We start from the raw sequence: 17777 nt of genomic DNA, 5'->3' as shown, positions 1-17777 counted from the left end.
CACGAGAAACCGCCCCGCCTGCCGGCCCGCCCCGGGGGGCCGAGATGTCACAGTTCAGGTAACGCCATGGCCCGCAAACCGTCCGACACCCCGCCTCCACCACCCGGCCCCGCGGCCCCCTGGGGCACGCGCCCCCCCGAGGATGCCCCCGACAATACCCCCGACGCGGGCGACAGCCCCGACCTGCTGGTCGAGCCTGCGCCGGGCAACGCCCCGGCCACGCGGTTTCCCTGCGACAGTTGCGGCGCCGACATGCGCTATGCCCCCGGCACGGGCGAGATGGTCTGCGACTTCTGCGGCAATCGCACCCCCATCGACGGCACCACCCCAGAGGCCCGCGCCCGGGCGGTCACCGAGATGGATTACGACCGGGTTCTGTCGGGCCTCGAGCGGGCCGAGATGGAAGAAACCATCGTCATGCCCTGCCCCAATTGCGGCGCGCAGGTCACGTTCGGCACCGACGTGCACGCGATGGAATGCCCGTTCTGTGCCACGCCGCTGGTCGCCGGCACCGGCACCCACCGGCACATCAAGCCCCGCGCGCTGTTGCCGTTCGAGCTGAACGAGCGCCAGGCGCGGGCGGCGATGACCGATTGGCTGGGCCGCCTGTGGTTCGCGCCGAACGGGCTGCGGGCCTATGCCCGCAAGGGGCGCAAGATGTCAGGGATCTACGTGCCCTACTGGACCTACGACGCCGACACCCAGTCCAGTTACACCGGGCAGCGTGGCACGATCTATTACGTGACCGAGACCGCTTATCGCGACGGCAAGCCCGTCCAGGTGCAGCGCCAGCGGATCAACTGGCAGCCCGTCTCGGGGCGGGTCGCACGCTGGTTCGACGACGTGCTGGTCCTGGGCTCGACCTCGCTGCCCAAGAAGTTCACCGACGCGCTGGCGCCCTGGGATCTGACGGCGCTGGAACCCTACGCGCCCGAATACCTGGCCGGCTTCGTCTCGGAGGGTTACACCATCGGCCCCGAGGATGGTTTTGCCGAAGCAAGACAGGTGATGGACGCCACCATTCGCCGCGACGTGCGCTTCGACATCGGCGGTGACCGCCAGCAGATCGCCTCGGTCAGGACGCGCGTTTCGGATGTGACCTTCAAGCACGTGCTGCTGCCGGTCTGGCTGGCGGCCTACAAGTACAACGGCAAGACCTACCGCTTCGTGGTCAACGCCCGGACCGGCGCCGTCCAGGGCGAACGCCCCTACTCGGCCATCAAGATCGCGATTGCAGTCATCCTGGGCTTGATCCTGGCGGGAATAGCTGGCTACTTCCTCGCGTTGCAGGAAGGGGTCGTTCAATGAACCGCACGTCGCAGGGCGAGAAGCCGTCGGAAATCCTATGCCTGGGCGAGGCGCTGATCGACATGCTGCCGGCCACCACCGCCGAGGGCGCCGCGGCGTTCCAGCCTGTGGCGGGGGGCGCGGTGATGAACACGGCCGTGGCCCTGGGGCGCCTGGGTGTCGCCACGGGCTTTGCCGGGCCGCTGTCGCGGGACATGTTCGGAACCCTGCTGCGCGAGCACCTCGAGGCGAGCGGCGTCGATCTTTCGGCGGCCCCGCTTCTCGACCGGCCCAGCACCCTGGCCTTCGTGCGGCTGGTGGACGGGCACGCAACCTATGAATTCCGGGACGAGGAGACGGCGCTGCGCCACCTGTCGCCCGACGAGCTGCCGGCGCCGGACGCCGCCACGCCCGCGCTCTTCGCGGGCGGCATCAGCCTTGCGACCGAGCCCTGCGGCAGCGCCATCGAGACCTGGCTGCGCCTGCACGCGCCCGGCCGGGCGCTGATCCTCGATCCCAACATCCGCCCCGGGTTCATCCGCGACCCCGAGGCCTTCCGCGCCCGGCTGGACCGGCTGCTGGCCCTGGGGCAGGTCCTGAAGCTTTCGGACGAGGACCTGGCCTGGCTGGCGGGCCCCGGCACCCCGGTCGAGCAGGCCCGCAGCCTGCTGGCGCGCGGCCCTGCGGCGGTCTTCGTGACCCGGGGCGGCGACGGGGCGCTGGCCGTCAGCCGCGACGCGGTGGCCGAGGTGCCCAGCCGGCCGGTAACGGTGGTCGACACGGTGGGCGCGGGCGACACGTTCAATGCGGGCCTGATCGCGGCGCTGTCGCGGCGCGGAAAGCTGACAAAGGCCGGGCTGGAGAGCCTGGACGAGGCCGACCTGCGCGCCGCGCTGGAACTGGGGGCGGCGGCGGCTGCGGTCACGGTCTCGCGCCGGGGGGCCAACCCGCCCTGGCAAACGGAGCTGGACGCGGCCTGATGCGGGCGCTGGTGCAGCGGGTCAGCCATGCCGAGGTGGCGGTCGATGGCGAGGTCATCGGGCGCACGGGCCCCGGCCTGCTGATCCTGGTCTGCGCCATGCAGGGCGACGACGAGGCCCGGGCACGCAAGCTGGCCGAACGCATCCACCGGCTGCGCATCTTCGCCGACGCCGAGGGGCGGATGAACCGCTCGCTTGCCGACACCGGGGGTGGCGCGCTGGTCATCAGCCAGTTCACCCTGGCGGCCGACACCAGCCGGGGCAACCGGCCGGGCTTTTCCACCGCCGCGCCGCCCGAGGAGGGCCGTCACCTTTACGAGGTCTTCGCGGATGCGCTGGCCAATCTGGGGCCTGCCGTCGCGCGCGGCCGCTTCGGCGCCGACATGGCCGTCAGCCTGACAAACGACGGGCCGGTCACGATCTGGATCGAGAGCTGACGCCTCCGGCGGGGATATTTTCGCGACAGTGAGAGAGGCGCGCGCCGCGCGGGGTGCCCGCGGGGCGCATCAATCCTTGATGTAGAGCGTGCGCGGGGTCTCGGTCAGGCAGGCGCAGCCGTCCTCGGTGATCAGGATCGGCTCGGTGATCTCGAGCCCGCCGTCGTTGAGCCAGAGCGCGGGCATGAAATGGAAAGTCATCCCCGGCTTCAGTTCGGTCTTGTCGTCGCGCCGAAAGGACATGGTCCGCTCACCCCAATCCGGGGGGTAGCTGATGCCGATGGCGTAGCCGCAGCGGCTGTCCTTCTCGAACCCGCGGGCGTTGAGGGTGGTGTTGAAGGCCCGCGCCACGTCCTCGCAAAGCGCCCCGGGCCGGGCCACGGCCAGCCCGGCCAGCGTGGCTTCGAGCACGGCCTCCTCGGCCTCGAGATAATGGGCGGGGGGCTGGCCGAAGAAGAGGGTGCGCGATTGCGGGCATTGATAGCGGCGGTGGGCGCCCGCGATCTCGAAGAAGGTGCTCTCGCCCCGGCGCAGGGGCTGGTCGTCCCAGGTCAGATGGGCGGCGGTGGCATCGAGCCCCGAGGGCGCCATCGGCACGATCGCCGGGTAGTCGCCCCAGTGGCCGTCGGCCCCCTCGATCGCGGTGGCATAGATGCGCGCCACGAGGTCGTTCTTGCGCATCCCCGGTTCGGCCTCTTCGAGGATGGTGGCGTGCATCCGCTCGACGATGCGGGCGGCGCGGCGCATGTAGGTGATTTCCTGCGGGCTTTTGACCGCGCGTTGCCAATTGACGAGGCCGGTGCTGTCCTGGAACCGCGCCTCGGGCAGGTGGTCCAGCAGCGACAGATGCGCCTTGGCCGAATAGTAGTAATTGTCCAGCTCGACCCCGATCCGCCCCTGGTGCCAGCCGTTGTAGGCGATCCAGCCGGCAAGGTCGGACATGGGATGTTTCTCAGGGTTCTGCACGAAGCTGTCGTCGTAGCCCAGGATGTGGTCGTAGGGCATGAAGACCGTCCGCTGGGCGCCCGAGACGTCCATCGCCCTGCCCCACCAGATCGGCAGCCCCTCCGCCCCCAGCAGGACGCATTGGTGGACGTAGAAGGACCAGCCGTCATAACCCGTCAGCCAGGACATGTTGGACGGGTCCGACACCACGATCAGATCGAGGCCCCGCGCCGCCATCTCGGCCTGGGTGCGGCTGACACGGTCCTGGTATTCGGCGGTCGAGAAATTCGCCTCGGAGGTGGTCATCGGGCGCGCCTTTCGTGACGGGGGGCGGTGCGGGGTATGGCGGGACGAGGCCGGCGGGGCCGGAAATTCCCCTGTCCACGGGATCAGTCGTCGGTCAATCGCGACGCCATTGCAAGGGCCACAATACGGAAAATACGGAACTATTCCCCGGTGGCGGGAATTTGCTAGAGAGGGGAAAAGGGGATAGTCCGGATGACATCGAAGGCGGAGGACGCGCGGCCCTTCATCCAGTTGGGCGCCTATGACAGGCCCGCCCTTCCGGCCGAGGAATCCGCGCGGCGCTGGCTGGAGCGGTTGCGCAACCGTCTGCGCCCGGCCGACGAGGCCCCGCTGATGCCCGGCGAGAACCTGGAGCGCGCCGGCGCCGACCGGCTGGACCGCATCGCCCCCCACCCGCCCACCGGCCCGCTGCGCGAGGATCTGGAGCTGACGCTGGCGGACTGGGCCCGGGGGCCAGGACCCTCGGCCTGCGTGGTGGTTCTGCCGCCGGGCGACCCCGACGACACGCTGGCGGCCTGGGCCGGGCGCAACGGCGCCGTGGTGCCCGAACCGCCCGAGCGCGCGCGCCTGCTGGACTCGCGCAGGCTGGAGTTGCCGGACCTGTCGGCCCCGCTGATCGTGATCCCGCGCCTTGAGGAATGGTTCCTGCGCCACAGCGACGGCATGGACCTGCTTGAGCGGCTGCTGGCGGCCATCGACGAGGCGCCGGGGCTGGTTCTGGTCGGCTGCAACAGCTGGGCCTGGCGGTTTCTGGCGTCGGTGTTCGGCGCCGATGCCCTGCTGCCGCCGGCGCTGACCTTCCAGCCCTTCGACGCGCCGCGCCTGGCGGCCTGGTTCATGCATCTTGCCCGCGACGAGGGGGAGGCCGACGATCAGATCGTCTTCCGCCGGGTCGATACCGGCAGCGACGTTTTCGCCGACGAGGCCGAGGCCCACCGCAAGAACGACTATTTCCGCAAGCTGGCGGCGCGCAGCCTGGGCATCCCCTGGGTGGCCTGGCACATCTGGCGCCAGGGCCTGCGCACGGGCCGCGACCTGGCCGAGAGCGAGGAGCGGGCAGAAAACGGCGGTGATGGCCACGAGGGCGACGGGTCCGGCACCCGCCCCCCGGCGGTCGAGGACCTGCGCGCCGAGGATGAGACGACCGTCTGGGTGGCCACCCTTGACGACGGCACCCTGCCCTCGCGCGGCGGGCAGGAGACGCTGCTGGTGCTGCATGCGCTGATGCTGCATGGGCCGCTGACGGCCGAGATGCTGCGCCACACGCTGCCGGTGGTCGGGCGTTCCGTTGCCGTGCCCGCGCTTTTGCGGGCGGGGCTGGCGACCCGGGACGCGCAGGATCGCATCGCGGTCCGGCCCGAGGCCTATCCGACCGTCCACGATGGTCTGCGCAATGCGGGCTTTCCCGTGGGAGAGATGTGATGGGCGACATCAGCAAGGAGCGGGCGTCGAAGCTGCTCAACGATTTCCAGGACATCAATTTCGTCAGCATCCTGCTGATCATCGCCATTGCCTGGCTGGTGATCCACCTGTCGCGGCGGGTGCTGCCCTATCTGGCCGAGCGCGGGCCGAGCCAGTTCCGCCTCTACCTGATCGGCGCGGTCCCGGTGATCCGCCTGCTGACCCTGACCGTGGCGATCCTGTGGATCATCCCGATCATCTTCAACATCACCATGCAGAATTTCCTGGTGATCGCGGGTGCCGCCAGCGTCGCCATCGGCTTTGCCTTCAAGGACCTGGCCAGCAGCGTCATCGCCGGCGTGGTGGCCGTGTTCGAGCGGCCCTACCGGCCCGGCGACTGGGTGCGCATCGACAAGGATTACGGCGAGGTCGTCTCGGTCGGATTGCGGTCGTTGCAGCTGCGGACACCGGCGGACGATATCGTCACCGTTCCCCACGACCGCATCTGGGAAGAGAATATCGTCAATTCCAACGACGGGGCCCACACGCTGATGTGCGTGGCGGATTTCTACGTGGCCCCCGGCAACGACGCGGCGCGGCTTCGGGCGGGGTTGCAGCGGGTGGCGGCGACCAGCGCCTATCTTCATTACGACCGGCCGATCCTGGTGATCGTGACGGAAAAGCCTTTCGCGACCCACTTCAAGCTGAAGGCCTACCCCTTCGATATGCGCGACCAGTTCCAGTTCCTGAGCGACCTGACCGTGCGCGGCCAGATCGCGATCGCGGCAGCCGGAGCGCGGCCGATCTCGGCCCCCGTCTCGATCGACGAGGAGGGCACGGCGGGCTGAACGGGGTGTGAAAGGGAGGACGAGGCTCAGCCTCTAACAGAGACAATCGAACCGCGACGGCATGCCAAACAGGAGTTCCCCCAGAGATCTTCGGAGGCCGTGCGTGACCAAAGCTCGCGGAGTGGGCTCCCTCGCGGGTGCACAGAGCTCAAGCAATCGTCTCGCTGTAAGATCGGACGACCGCTTCCGCCATCGCCTTGGCGAGCGGGCTCACGGATGTGGCCGCTATCTCAAGCACCAGTTGCGCCGGGGGAATTTCCCCGAGGCCAGGCATGGCCGTAAGCGGAACGAGATCCTTCGGCAGACTTGAACAATCCAGAAGGCCGACGGCGATACCGGCCTCAATGGCGGCGGCGATGCCCCCTGCGCCCTCGCTGGTGAGCACGACCCGGTAGCCACGTTCACAGTTCTCGAGTGACCTGATCGCCGCCTCGCGCCACCAACATGCGCGGTCAAAGAGCGCCACCGGCAACGTCCCGTCCTCGGCAACCGGGTGCGCGCGACTGCCGACCCATCCAAGCGGAATCTCCCGAAGGAGCGTCATGTTCTCCTTCACCGTCTCGACCTCGTGGATGGCCATGTCGAGCTTGCCGGCTACGAGAGCGGCCGGGAAATCGGCACTGTTGGCGCATCGGACAATCAATTCCGCTGCGGGGTGGCTGCGTGCGAACCGGCCGATGATATCCGGCAGTCGCTCGGCACCCTGCTCTTCCGGGATGCCGATCCGGAGGCGGCCGCCAAGGCCCGTCCCACCGATCTCTGCACGCGTTCGATCCAGCGTCTGAACCACCTGGCGGGCCACGGGCAGAAGCGCCTCGCCGGCCTCGGTGAGCCCTACGCCGCGCCCATGGCGGACGAAGACCGGCTTGCCCAGAAGCTCTTCAAGTTGTCCGACCTGCAAGCTCACAGCCGATTGGGAGCGATGAACGGTTTGCGCGCCCCCCGTAATGCTTCCGGCATCGGTAACGGCGAGAAATGATCGCAGAAGGTCGCTGTCGAGTTGTCTCATGCCACCAGATTACCTCATGGCTGATATATATTCTATTCGTTTTACGTATGCCCTTCGCTCCTCCACATTTACCGATGCAGATATCGGAGCATCGTTATGACCGAAGGCATCCTGTCCACGTCCTCTGGCCGCATCGCGGGTGCTTCGGCACTCCTCATCGGTCTTGTCGTGTGCATTCTCGCGCCGAAAGCTGTCCTCGGCACGCTGGTGTTCGTGGTTGATAGTCTGCTGGATGTCGCACCTCTGGTGATCCCGGGGATTCTCCTTGCGGCTTGGGTAAGCGCGAGCGGAGCGTCATCCCATGTTGCCCGGGTCTTCCACGGAAGACGCTACAAGGCCATCGCTGCGGCCTCGGCGGTGGGCGCCATCACTCCGGTCTGCGGTATCACGGTTCTGCCCCTGATGGTGGGGCTGCTTGCCTCGGGTGTGCCGCTTGCCCCAGTCATGGCCTTCTGGCTCGCCTCGCCGATCACGGACCCGGCGATGCTGTCGGCCACAATCGCGACGCTTGGTCTCGACTTTGCTGTGGCCAAGACCGTTGCGGCGTTCGGACTGGGCTTGTTCGCCGGCTTGGCCACACTGGCCGCACCTGTGGCGTGGACCTCCAGCCCGCTGCGAAGCTCTCGTTTCGTGCCCGCGTCTTGCCAAGGCTCAGGTTGCGGCCCGACCGGGTTCCTTCCCGCCTTCTGGAGGGAGGACGTGAGGCGGCGCAGTTTCTGGCGCAATGCAGTGGCCACGTCGCGACTGATTGTCATCTGCCTTGTGCCGGCTTTCGCGGCGGAGTTCTGGCTGAACGAAGCTCTTAGTCCCCGCGCACTCTCCACCTACGTGGGCACCGATAGCTGGTGGGCGGTGCCTTTGGCCGTGCTGGTTGGCGCCCCTGCCTATCTTGATGGATTTGCGGCCCTGCCGCTGACCCGGGCGATGCTGGACCATGGTATGGCGCCGGGGGCCGCGCTTGCGTTCCTCGTCTCGGGAGGCGCAATCAGCGTCTGGGGCGCTATGGCGATTTTCCCGGTGCTGAGGATCAGGCCATTCCTACTCTACATGGCGCTGGCCGTCTCCGGCTCGATGCTGGCGGGCTGGGGGTTCGGCGCCTTGCTTTGAGCCTTCGAGAGCCGTCGGGTAGGCGCCCGGAGCGGTCATCGCGCTCCGGGCGTTGCGGCCACTTGCACGCAAAGTGCAAAAGCCTGGGCCGAGGCCCCCTTGTCGCTCGTCCACCGAGCAAATCCCTTCAGGCGTCGGCGCGGACCTTCTGGCGTTGGCGGCCCAGTCCCTCGATCCAGATCTCCATGACATCGCCGTCCTTCAGGTAGACCGGCGGTTTCATTCCCATGCCGACGCCCGGCGGGGTGCCCGTCAGGATCACGTCGCCCGGGTGCAGGGTCATCAGCTCGGAGAGGTGGGCGATGATCTCGGCCACGGTGAAGATCATCGTGGCGCTGTTGCCGGTCTGCATGCGCTTGCCGTTGACGTCGACGCTCATGTCCAGATCCTGGGGATCGGGCACCTCGTCGCGGGTCACCAGCCACGGGCCGATGGGACCGAATGTGTCGCAGGACTTGCCCTTGGTCCACTGGCCCGACAGGTCCATCTGGAAGCCGCGCTCGCTGACGTCATTGGCGACGCAATAGCCGGCCACGTGGTCCAGAGCCTCCTCGGGGGTGACGTATTTCGCGGTCTTGCCGATGACGGCGGCAAGCTCGACCTCCCAGTCACCCTTTTCCGAGCCGCGCGGCAGGATCACGTCGTCATCGGGCCCGACGATGGCCGAGTTGGCCTTGAGGAACAGGATCGGGTGGTCCGGGATGGGCAGGCCCGTCTCCTCGGCATGATCGCGGTAGTTCAGCCCGATGCAGAGCATCTTGCCGACATTGCCGACGCAGGCGCCCAACCGGGGCGAGCCTTCGACCACCGGCAGGTCCGCAGGATCCAGCGCGCGCAGCGCCTCCAGCCCCGCGTCGCCCAGAACGTCGCCCGCGATGTCGGCAACCTGTCCCGACAGGTCCCGCAGGGTTCCGTCGGCATCGATCAGGCCCGGCTTTTCCTGCCCGGACTGCCCATAGCGCACCAGTTTCATGTCTTCCTCCCATCCGAAAATTAGCTGTTGGAGGGGTAGCGCGACCCGGCGTCAAGGACCAGCCCCAAGAGGGCGGCGCGCGATGCCAGCGCCAGGAAAAGCGCCAAGGAAAAGGGCGGGCCGCGCTTGGCGGCCCGCCCCCGGGCTTCTGTTAGATCAGTGCAGATCGCGCCTGCCCGGCCCCTCGGCTGCCTTGGGGGCCGCGCCGCCCGGCGTCTTGGGCTTGGCGCCCGCCTCGGGTGCGGCGGCCACGGCGGACAGCGCATCGACCAGCTCGCGTTCCAGCTTGGAGCCGGGGGCCGCCTTCTCGGACGCAGGGGCTTGGGGCATCCGTCGGGGGGTGGCGCGCGCACCCGCCCACCGCTCGACACCTTCCAGCACGCCGTCGGCGAAGGGTTTGCTGGAACGGTAGACATTCGGCAGATCGACAAGGTGATCCAGCTCGGCACTGTGGTTGCGAACGATGATGGAGCGGTGACAGCTTTCCAGCAGATCACTGTCGTTGCCCGAATCCCCGGCCGCCACGCATTGGGCCATTTGCAGGGTCCGCCGCTCGGCCACCCAACGCATTGCGGCGGCCTTGCCCGCGCGTTCCGGCAGGATGTCCAGGAAATTGCCGTGGGACAGGATCACCCGCGCCTTCAGCCCGGCCTCCGAAAGCAGACGGCAGACCTGCTGCCGCGCGCCCTCGGTCAGGGTGTAGTAGCTGACCTTGAAGCGGCGCTGTTCGATATCGGCCTGGGGCACGATCACCGGGCAGTCGCGCAGCAGCTCGCGAATGCGGTCGGGCTCCCACCCTTGGGAGAGGTGATCGGCATAGTCGGAATCGAAGACCAGCCCCTCTTCCGAACTGCGGTAGATCTCGGATCCGACGCTCGAGATGAAGAGGTCAGGCTCCGGCAGGCCCCAGCGGGACAGGGTGAACCGGGCCTCGGGCAGGGAGCGGCCGGTCGCCACGGCGAAGAGCCAGCCCCGCTGCCCGTAGCGCCAGTCGGCAAAGCGGGCCGAGGCGCGCAGATTGCCGGTGAGCGTATTGTCGATATCGCTGAAAAGGGCCATTTCGGGCGTGGCCAGACGCAGGACACGGGGCCGGCGCACCAGCCGGTTAGCGATCCGCAGATGTTCCAGCGCGTAGCGTTTCCAGTTCCAGCGGGCGCTGTTGGTGCGAGCGGCCTGAGCCGCCTCGGCCCGGCGCTGGTCGTCGTCGATCAGCTCTAGGATGGCGCCGCCGAAGGCCTTGTGATCGCCCGGATCGGCGCAGACACCGTGATGCAGCAGGTCGACGATATCGACGGGGCCGCCATGGGCCGTCGCCACCACCGGCAAGCCGTAAGAGGCCGCTTCCAGCAGGGTCAGGCCGAAGGGCTCGGTCAGGGCCGGATTGACGAAGATGCCCCGGGCCTCCGAGGCCAAAGTGTAGAGCGAGGCGATGTCTTCGGGCTCGTGCTTCTTGGGATAGGCGACGCAGCCGTAAAGGTTGTGACGGTCCACCGCCTCGACCAGACCGCGATGCACCCGGCCCGATTCAGTGGTCTCGTCCCCGATCTCGTCGCGAAGCCCCGCGATGACGGCAAGGTTGGCCTTTTCGCGGAGGCCCGGCGTCTCGGCGTAGATGTCGACCAGCGCGGGCAGGTTCTTCTTGGCCACCGGGCGGGCGATGGTCAGGATCAGGGGCTTGTCCATGTCGCGCAGGAAGGGTTGCAACAGCTTGCGCGCGCGCCGGCTGTCACAGCCCTTCTCGCAGGGACCGATCCCCGGCATCACCCGGTGAATCCGCTCCTGGCGGGCGGAGGGGTAGCACATCAACTGACGCTCGGCCTCGTCGCGCGAGGAGGCGATGATCGCGTCGGCTTCGGCGATGGCGCGGCCCTCCCGCTCGATCCGGGCCTCGAGCGAGGGGTTCGTCTGACCCGTGACCTCGCGCTTGTCGATGGCCAGCGAATGGGCGGTGTAGATGAAGGGGATGCCCAGCCGCTCGCGGATCGCGATCGCAACCTCGGCGGCGTCGGCGAAATGGGCGTGGATCAGGTCGGGCCGCTTGTCCCCGAGGCTTTCCAGATAGGAAATCACCCCCTCGGTGAACGAGGGGAGCTGGGGGATCAGGGCGTCCTTTTCCAGATATCTGTGATCCTCGGACCAGATACGGGTGAGGCGGACACCATGGCCCAGATCCTCGTGCATCTGTTCATAGCGGCTGCCCAGCCGAGGGTCCGAAAAGCGGCGGGTCAGGATCTCGACCCCCCGGATCTGGGAGAGCTGGGCCTGGGCGTGGGCCGCGTCCATGATGTAGGCGATATGCCCACCGGTGTCTTCGGTGATTCCGTATTCTACAGGAGGCGCACGAAAGCAACCACCCAACGCTATATGAGAGATTCTCATTGAGTTGCTCGCAGTTGAGGGTGAATTGATTATCTTTAAAACGCCTCCCCTCACGAAAGGTTTCAGCTTTTGTTGCAATCCCCGTCGGAATGGGCGGGATCTGACCGACCGCGTTTTGCACGGCCCATTCTCCCCCCGCCTTGCCCGCAAACCGGCGGCCCGGGTTTTCTTCGGGGGCACAGGTATTTGCGTGACTTCCTGAACCCCCGACGCGGGTGGAGGTTCCGGCCCGACCCGCGCGGGCGCCCGGCCCGGCAATTCCCCGCGCAATCGGGCCCGTGACCACGCCGCCCGCCCCTGGCCCTGCTCCACCCGGCACGATTCATGCCCAATGCGGTGCGACAAGGATCCCGCTGAACTTTGCCGCGTTCTGGTGTAGCCCCATTTGCAAGTAAGGAGCATGTGCATGATTCCCCGCCCCGTTGTCCGCCCCCTGAACCCCGCATCCGCCGGGATCATGCATGCCTGAACTTTCCCCGATCGAACTGGGCTTTCTCGGCAGCCTTGCCGCGGGGTTGATGACCTCGGTCGGCGCGCTGCCGGTGCTATTCGGCCGCCGCCCCTCGCGCAGCATGCGCGACACCTCCCTGGGCTTTGCCGCCGGCGTGATGCTGGCGGCCTCGTTCTTCTCGCTGATCATTCCCGCCCTCGACGCGGCCGAGCTGCGGCTTGGCGCGGGCGCCTGGCCTGCGCTGATCGTCTGCATCTCGATCCTGCTGGGCATGGGCGCCGTCGCGCTGATGAACGAGCTGCTGCCCCATGAGCATTTCAAGACCGGCCGCGAGGGGCCCGAGGCAGCATCGCTCCGGCGGATCTGGCTGTTCATCGTGGCGATCACCATCCACAATTTCCCCGAAGGCTTGGCCGTGGGCGTGGGCTTCGGCGCCGAGGGGGTCGAGAGCGGCCTGCCACTGGCCATCGGTATCGGCCTGCAGAATGCCCCCGAGGGGCTGGCGGTGGCTGTGGCCTTGCTGGGGGAGAACTATTCACGCCGGCGGTCCTTCGGGATCGCGGCTCTGACCGGTCTGGTCGAGCCGCTGGGCGGCATCCTGGGTGCAGCCGTGATCACCATCTCGCAACCGCTGCTGCCCTGGGGCCTCGCCTTCGCGGCGGGCGCGATGCTTTACGTCATCAGCCACGAGATCATTCCCGAAACCCACCGAAGCGGCCACCAGAACCACGCCACCGCCGGCCTGGCCGTTGGGCTGGTGGTGATGCTGTTCCTCGACGTCTACCTGGCAGCCTGAGCGGGACCTCCTTGGGCGGGCCGGCGCGCAGGGCCACCGCCACGCTTGACCCGGCCCCCGCCACCGCCTAACCATTCCCCTACGTCAGGGGGGCTCCGACAAGGAGCTGAGAGGCTGATGGCGCGGGCCCGCCCGCGCAGCGCAGCGACCCTTTGAACCTGACCCAGTTAATGCTGGCGTAGGAAGACAAGGGATCGCGGCAACATCCGCCCCCGGACCGTTTTTCCCCCGGAGAGTCCCGGCGGAATCGATCCTTCCTCAAACGCAACTCGGGTCTTTTTGAGTGTACGCTTGAGGAGAACCAAATTGAACAAGCTGACCCCCACGATCACGACGGGCGCCCTGCCCGCCTCGGCCAAGATCTACGTTAACGGCCGGCTCCACCCCGAAATCCGCGTGCCGATGCGCCGGATCGACCTGCACCCCTCGGCCGGGGAGCCGCCGGTCGTGGTCTACGATCCCTCGGGCCCCTATACCGACCCCGACACCCTGACCGACATCGCATCGGGCCTGTCGCCCCTGCGCCGCGACTGGATCCGGGCGCGCGGTGATGTCGAGGAATACGAGGGCCGCACCATCAAGCCCGCCGACAACGGCTTTGTCGAAGGCAAGCGCCTGACGGCCGAGTTCCCGGTCAACCGGAAGCCCCTGCGCGCCCGCGACGGGCTGGCCGTGACCCAGATGGAATACGCCCGCGCCGGCATCATCACCCCCGAGATGGAATTCGTCGCCATCCGCGAGAATCTGGGCCGCGATGCCGCGCGGAAGGCCGCGCGTGACGGCGAAAGCTTCGGCGCCGCGATCCCCGATCACGTGACGCCCGAGTTTGTCCGCGACGAGATCGCCCGAGGCCGCGCCATCATCCCCGCCAACATCAACCACCCCGAGGCCGAGCCGATGATCATCGGCCGCAACTTTCTGGTGAAGATCAACGCAAACATGGGCACCTCGGCCGTCACCTCCTCGATGGAGGAAGAGGTGGACAAGATGGTCTGGGCGATCCGCTGGGGGGCAGACACGGTGATGGACCTGTCGACCGGCAAGAACATCCACAACACCCGCGAATGGATCATCCGCAACAGCCCCGTGCCCATCGGGACCGTGCCGCTTTATCAGGCACTTGAGAAGGTGAACGGCATCGCCGAGGACCTGACATGGGAGGTTTTCCGCGACACGCTGATCGAACAGGCCGAACAGGGGGTCGACTATTTCACCATCCACGCCGGCGTGCGGCTGCATTACATCCCGCTGACCGTCGAGCGTGTCACCGGCATCGTCAGCCGAGGCGGCTCGATCATGGCAAAGTGGTGCCTGCACCATCACCGCGAAAGCTTTCTTTACGAGCATTTCGACGAGATCTGCGACATCTGCCGCGCCTATGACGTCAGCTTCTCGCTGGGCGACGGCTTGCGCCCCGGTTCGGTCGCCGACGCCAACGACGCCGCCCAGTTCGCCGAGCTGGAGACCCTGGGCGAACTGACCCAGATCGCATGGGCCAAGGGCTGTCAGGTGATGATCGAGGGGCCGGGCCACGTCGCCATGCACAAGATCAAGGAGAACATGGACAAGCAGCTTGAGGTCTGCGGCGAGGCGCCGTTCTACACGCTTGGCCCCCTTACCACCGACATCGCGCCTGGCTATGACCATATCACCAGCGGTATCGGGGCCGCGATGATCGGCTGGTATGGCACGGCGATGCTTTGCTATGTCACACCCAAGGAACATCTTGGCCTGCCCGACCGGGACGACGTGAAAACCGGGGTCATCACCTACAAGATCGCAGCCCACGCGGCAGATCTGGCCAAAGGCCACCCGGCGGCCCAGATCCGCGACGACGCCCTGTCGCGGGCCCGGTTCGAGTTCCGCTGGGAAGATCAGTTCAACCTGTCGCTGGACCCCGACACCGCGCGCGAGTTCCACGACCAGACCCTGCCGAAAGAGGCCCACAAGACAGCGCATTTCTGTTCCATGTGCGGCCCCAAGTTCTGTTCGATGCGGATCAGCCACGACATCCGCGCCGAGGCCCAGAAGGAAGGCATGGAGAAGATGGCCGAGAAATACCGCGAGGGCGGCGACCTTTACATGCCGGTGGACGAGATCGCCAAGGATTGATCCATCCCCGTGGGGCGGCGCTTACGTGCCGTCCCCGGGGTTCGTCCAGGCGGGGCGGGCGCGCAGCAGTGCGCGGGCCAGTCCCTCGAACGCGTCGGTCGCGGCACCCAGACGATAGGGTGCCGCGATGGCCGTCCCGCGCCGCGCAGCCTCGGCCAGCGCGGTATCGCCTGCCAGCATTTCCGTCATCGCCTGCGCGATCAGCCCCGGCAGGTCCGGCGCGTCGCGCGGCAGCAGGCGCCCCGCCCCGCCCGCAGCAGCCAGAAGATGCGCGGGCCCGGCGCAGTCGGTGGCCAGCACCGGCGTTCCGGCCGCCAGCGCCTCGACCACCACGTTTCCGAACCCCTCGCGGCGGGAGGGCACGACCAACAACCGCGCCCGCGCCAGCCGCGCCGGCAACTCGCGGGTAACGCCGGGTAGCTGGATATTCTCAGACAGTCCCAACTCAGCCAGTTGCCGCTCCAACGCGGGGCGGGCAGCGCCCTCGCCCCAGATCGTCAGGTCGGGGGCCGCCCCGCCGTCGCGCAGCAGCGCCATCGCCGCGATCAGCTTGTCGAACCCCTTGTCGTGGTGCAGCCGACCGACAGCGACGACCCCTTGGCGGGGGGCCTTGGTGACACTCTCAGCCCCTTCCCGGGCATCGGGAAGGACGGGGTTGGGAAGGGTCGCGGGCCGTGGACGGTCCAACCCCAAGTGATCCAGCCAGTCACGCGCCAGCCCCTCAAGCGGCGCGACCAAGCAATCGGCGCGGGGGTAAAGCCCGCGCATCGCCAGGCGGCGCAGCATGGGCCATTTGGCCTGGGACAGGTAGGCGGCCGGGGTACTGTGCTCTGACAGCATATGCGCGGGGCGTGCGTCGGGTGTCATGCGCCGCAGCGCCAGCGCGGCGCCAAGGTTCATCGCGTTGGTCCCGCTGTAGAGAAGCGCGATGCCCTCGCGCGTCAGCCCCCGGGCCAGCCAGCCCGAGAGGGCGATGGCGCGGCGCCCCCCGGCGTCGTGGCGGCGGACGCGCGGATCAAGCTCTTCCAGAAGCTGGCCCTCGGCCCGGCGCAGGAACAGATGCACCTGGTGGCCACGGCGCGTCAGCTCGTTGGCCAGAGCCAGCACGCCCACCTCGATCCCGCCTGCCCGCAGATGCGGCAGGGCGAAACCGATGCGCAGCGAAGCGTTATCGGAGGGCGTCAACACCCCCACGGCTTGCCACGGGCCGTGATTCTGCACAAGCGCGGTCCTTTTGCGCCCGCCCAAACAATCACCGCCGGGTCAACGGATTGAACCCCCGCGTGGAAACAATCGGGCCTGCGCCACCAATCTGGGCACAACAGGGGCGCAAAGGCGCAATTGCAGCAAAATCATGTCATCCGTCAGACCAAAAACAGACTGTTTCCAAGACCTCGCTTGCGTCATCGGCTCATCCGGCAAACACCGAAAGCGGGTGGCATTGAGACGGGCGCGTGTTTCGCGGCGGATCGAAGGGGCTTTTGCTTCTTCGGCGCGGGTTGCGGACGGGAACTGGAAAGAGACAGCCGTGGATAGCAAGCCGGCCGAGACGCTGCCGCCCGTGACAGGAGAATTCCTGCCCGGCCGGTTCCTTCCTTCAAAGATGACAGCCAGGATTGCCGCCGCAACGGCGTCGGCCATTCCCTCGCCAGCAAGAGGCGCGGGCGACAACAGCGCCCTGCGCTCGGCGATATGGAAACGCCATCTGCGACTGGTCAACGGCGGCCGGGCGCGCGGGCTGCTCAGCGGGCGCGAATTGCGCTCGGGCTACCTGCCGCGGAACGAGATGCTGGACCAGGTTCTGAACCGGGGGCTGGCGGCCTTTCTGATCCTGTCGACCATGCCCCTGTTCCTCACCATCACCGCGATCATCCTGCTGTCGGGATCGCGCCAGATCTTCTACTCCGGCACCCGGATCGGCCGTTACGGGGTGCCGTTCCAGATCCTCAAATTCCGCACGCTCGATCCCAGCGCCGCCAAGGCGACCAGCAACGGGACCCTGCCCAAGCGGACCCAGCTGGAAACCTCGGTCGGCTCCTACCTGCGCAGCTCGCGCATGGACGAGCTGCCGCAGCTCATCAACATCCTGCGCGGCGAGATGGTCTTTTTCGGCCCCCGCCCCACCCGCCCCGAGCTGGCCGCTCAATATGCCGCCGAGGCCCCGGGCAACGAGCTTCGCTTCCTGGTGCGGCCGGGCCTCACGGGGCTTGCGCAAGCGTTGATGACCCACCAGACGCCGAAACGGGTGCGGGCGCGCTTCAACTCCATGTGCTGCCGGACCCATATCAACTACCCGCGCATGGCCGGGTTCGTCTTCCTCGTGGGGCTGAACGTGTTGATAAAGGGGGTGCTGACCCTGTTCTCCGCCCTGCGTGACGCGGGCTCGCCGGTGGGCTCGCACCGCTGGCTTTACTCGGGCTTTGCCAAGCCGCGCAACGCCACGGTCAACATCGAAACGCCCGAAGGTCCGGTCGCGGGCGCCCTTGGGGGCATGTCCGACGAGGTCCTGCAATTCGCCACGACCCAGCCGCTGGCGCCGGGCGACTACAGCATGGAGCTGGTGCGCAAGCGCCGGGGCGGCCGCCGCACCCGGGTGCGCATCACCGCCCATATCAAGTCGGTGATGCCGATGGGGATCGGCCTGTCGGGCTATGCCCATTTTGCGACCTACTCGATCCCCTCGCCGCTGGGCCGATACCGGATCGAGCGGTATTTCCTGGATCTCGCCGTCATCCCGGGCTGAGCG

Annotated in this window: 14 protein-coding genes and 1 riboswitch; of the genes, 9 read left to right on the top strand and 5 right to left on the bottom strand. The window is 67.7% G+C overall.

What is annotated here, in order from left to right:
- Positions 1-66: 66 nt before the first annotated feature.
- Genes CLV77_RS04835 through dtd form a run of 3 tightly spaced genes read left to right on the top strand, consistent with a single transcriptional unit; the run spans position 67 to position 2704 of the window.
- On the top strand, positions 67-1308 hold the full coding sequence (locus CLV77_RS04835) for a primosomal protein N' (replication factor Y) - superfamily II helicase (RefSeq protein WP_418222454.1): 1242 nt from the start codon (positions 67-69) through the stop codon (positions 1306-1308).
- On the top strand, positions 1305-2267 hold the full coding sequence (locus tag CLV77_RS04830) for a carbohydrate kinase family protein (RefSeq protein ID WP_076979016.1): 963 nt from the start codon (positions 1305-1307) through the stop codon (positions 2265-2267). The genes CLV77_RS04835 and CLV77_RS04830 overlap by 4 nt, the downstream gene beginning before the upstream one ends.
- Positions 2267-2704, top strand: a complete 438-nt coding sequence (gene dtd, locus CLV77_RS04825; protein ID WP_076979017.1) for a D-aminoacyl-tRNA deacylase — start codon at positions 2267-2269, stop codon at positions 2702-2704. Before CLV77_RS04830 ends, dtd begins: the two co-directional genes overlap by 1 nt.
- A gap of 69 nt (positions 2705-2773) precedes the next feature.
- On the opposite strand, the gene doeA is transcribed toward dtd, so the two are convergent.
- Entirely contained in the window at positions 2774-3955 is a 1182-nt protein-coding gene (gene doeA, locus CLV77_RS04820; protein ID WP_076979018.1) for an ectoine hydrolase DoeA, read from the bottom strand.
- A gap of 192 nt (positions 3956-4147) precedes the next feature.
- Here doeA and CLV77_RS04815 point away from each other — a divergent pair, with 192 nt between their 5' ends.
- Positions 4148-5377 (top strand): hypothetical protein, encoded by a 1230-nt coding sequence (locus CLV77_RS04815; RefSeq protein ID WP_076979019.1) that lies wholly within the window; start codon positions 4148-4150, stop codon positions 5375-5377.
- Positions 5377-6204 (top strand): mechanosensitive ion channel family protein, encoded by an 828-nt coding sequence (locus tag CLV77_RS04810; RefSeq protein ID WP_076979020.1) that lies wholly within the window; start codon positions 5377-5379, stop codon positions 6202-6204. The genes CLV77_RS04815 and CLV77_RS04810 overlap by 1 nt, the downstream gene beginning before the upstream one ends.
- Before the next feature lie 148 nt (positions 6205-6352).
- Here CLV77_RS04810 and CLV77_RS04805 read toward each other — a convergent pair whose 3' ends face one another.
- Positions 6353-7213: a LysR family transcriptional regulator gene (locus tag CLV77_RS04805; RefSeq protein WP_076979021.1), complete on the bottom strand. Its 861-nt coding sequence runs from the start codon at positions 7211-7213 to the stop codon at positions 6353-6355.
- Between the two features lie 96 nt (positions 7214-7309).
- Here CLV77_RS04805 and CLV77_RS04800 point away from each other — a divergent pair, with 96 nt between their 5' ends.
- Positions 7310-8320 (top strand): permease, encoded by a 1011-nt coding sequence (locus CLV77_RS04800; protein ID WP_076979022.1) that lies wholly within the window; start codon positions 7310-7312, stop codon positions 8318-8320.
- Positions 8321-8447: 127 nt separating this feature from the next.
- On the opposite strand, the gene CLV77_RS04795 is transcribed toward CLV77_RS04800, so the two are convergent.
- Together CLV77_RS04795 and CLV77_RS04790 are read right to left on the bottom strand one after the other, a co-directional pair.
- Positions 8448-9293 carry a fumarylacetoacetate hydrolase family protein gene (locus CLV77_RS04795; RefSeq protein WP_076979023.1) on the bottom strand — a complete coding sequence of 282 codons (846 nt, stop codon included), beginning with the start codon at positions 9291-9293 and terminating at the stop codon, positions 8448-8450.
- 156 nt (positions 9294-9449) lie between these two features.
- Positions 9450-11672, bottom strand: coding sequence for an HAD-IIB family hydrolase (locus CLV77_RS04790; RefSeq protein ID WP_206779622.1), 2223 nt, complete (start codon positions 11670-11672; stop codon positions 9450-9452).
- 461 nt (positions 11673-12133) lie between these two features.
- Here CLV77_RS04790 and CLV77_RS04785 point away from each other — a divergent pair, with 461 nt between their 5' ends.
- Positions 12134-12919, top strand: coding sequence for a ZIP family metal transporter (locus CLV77_RS04785; RefSeq protein WP_076979025.1), 786 nt, complete (start codon positions 12134-12136; stop codon positions 12917-12919).
- Between the two features lie 76 nt (positions 12920-12995).
- Positions 12996-13121: riboswitch (TPP riboswitch) on the top strand.
- A 104-nt stretch (positions 13122-13225) separates the two neighbouring features.
- Positions 13226-15031 (top strand): phosphomethylpyrimidine synthase ThiC, encoded by a 1806-nt coding sequence (gene thiC, locus CLV77_RS04780; RefSeq protein WP_076979026.1) that lies wholly within the window; start codon positions 13226-13228, stop codon positions 15029-15031.
- A gap of 21 nt (positions 15032-15052) precedes the next feature.
- Here the strand turns inward: thiC and CLV77_RS04775 are convergent, their stop codons facing one another.
- On the bottom strand, positions 15053-16216 hold the full coding sequence (locus CLV77_RS04775; RefSeq protein ID WP_170043948.1) for a glycosyltransferase: 1164 nt from the start codon (positions 16214-16216) through the stop codon (positions 15053-15055).
- 343 nt (positions 16217-16559) lie between these two features.
- Between CLV77_RS04775 and CLV77_RS04770 the strand changes: the two genes are divergently transcribed.
- Positions 16560-17774 carry a sugar transferase gene (locus CLV77_RS04770; protein ID WP_076979028.1) on the top strand — a complete coding sequence of 405 codons (1215 nt, stop codon included), beginning with the start codon at positions 16560-16562 and terminating at the stop codon, positions 17772-17774.
- Positions 17775-17777 lie beyond the last annotated feature (3 nt).

The organism is Brevirhabdus pacifica (assembly GCF_002797755.1).
GTDB lineage: Bacteria > Pseudomonadota > Alphaproteobacteria > Rhodobacterales > Rhodobacteraceae > Brevirhabdus > Brevirhabdus pacifica.
This window is presented reverse-complemented; position numbering and strand designations above follow the sequence as displayed.

What these genes read in the sequence shown, in the direction of transcription:
- CLV77_RS04835 (WP_418222454.1), top strand. Translation starts at nt 67, where the DNA reads ATGGCCCGCAAACCGTCCGACACCCCGCCTCCACCACCCGGCCCCGCG.
- CLV77_RS04830 (WP_076979016.1), top strand. Translation starts at nt 1,305, where the DNA reads ATGAACCGCACGTCGCAGGGCGAGAAGCCGTCGGAAATCCTATGCCTG.
- dtd (WP_076979017.1), top strand. Translation starts at nt 2,267, where the DNA reads ATGCGGGCGCTGGTGCAGCGGGTCAGCCATGCCGAGGTGGCGGTCGAT.
- doeA (WP_076979018.1), bottom strand. Translation starts at nt 3,955, where the DNA reads ATGACCACCTCCGAGGCGAATTTCTCGACCGCCGAATACCAGGACCGT.
- CLV77_RS04815 (WP_076979019.1), top strand. Translation starts at nt 4,148, where the DNA reads ATGACATCGAAGGCGGAGGACGCGCGGCCCTTCATCCAGTTGGGCGCC.
- CLV77_RS04810 (WP_076979020.1), top strand. Translation starts at nt 5,377, where the DNA reads ATGGGCGACATCAGCAAGGAGCGGGCGTCGAAGCTGCTCAACGATTTC.
- CLV77_RS04805 (WP_076979021.1), bottom strand. Translation starts at nt 7,213, where the DNA reads ATGAGACAACTCGACAGCGACCTTCTGCGATCATTTCTCGCCGTTACC.
- CLV77_RS04800 (WP_076979022.1), top strand. Translation starts at nt 7,310, where the DNA reads ATGACCGAAGGCATCCTGTCCACGTCCTCTGGCCGCATCGCGGGTGCT.
- CLV77_RS04795 (WP_076979023.1), bottom strand. Translation starts at nt 9,293, where the DNA reads ATGAAACTGGTGCGCTATGGGCAGTCCGGGCAGGAAAAGCCGGGCCTG.
- CLV77_RS04790 (WP_206779622.1), bottom strand. Translation starts at nt 11,672, where the DNA reads ATGAGAATCTCTCATATAGCGTTGGGTGGTTGCTTTCGTGCGCCTCCT.
- CLV77_RS04785 (WP_076979025.1), top strand. Translation starts at nt 12,134, where the DNA reads ATGCCTGAACTTTCCCCGATCGAACTGGGCTTTCTCGGCAGCCTTGCC.